Source organism: Rhizobium sp. SVR5-2C (genome assembly GCF_056755115.1).
The window spans coordinates 1-253 of sequence record NZ_JBNDHT010000476.1 but is presented as its reverse complement, the minus strand read 5'-3'; the positions used below and the strand labels follow the sequence as shown (position 1 = coordinate 253).

Sequence of the window (253 nt, the reverse complement as noted above, 5' to 3'; positions counted from 1 at the left end):
GTACGATCCGCCAACGCCTGAAGAAGATCGTCATGGATCACGAGCCTTTGGCCTGCCCGATCGATCCCGCCGAACTAACCTCTCCAGCGGGCGAAGGTACGGATGGCGCAGCCGGGGCAGACGGTACAGATGGCGCAGACGGCACGGGTTCTGACGTAGAGGGCGTCAGTACCGAAGACCTGGCCGTCCTCGGCGCCGCAACGCGGCTAGCTATCGACGACCGGTCGGCCGACTACACCGAGTTCTACCTGAC

1 protein-coding gene is annotated in these 253 nt (G+C 64.0%); it reads left to right on the top strand.

All coding sequences use genetic code 11. The features are described from left to right. Nucleotides 1-253, top strand: a 253-nt coding sequence (locus ACPYOI_RS36585) for a hypothetical protein (protein ID WP_481424245.1), incomplete at both ends; no start/stop codon positions are given.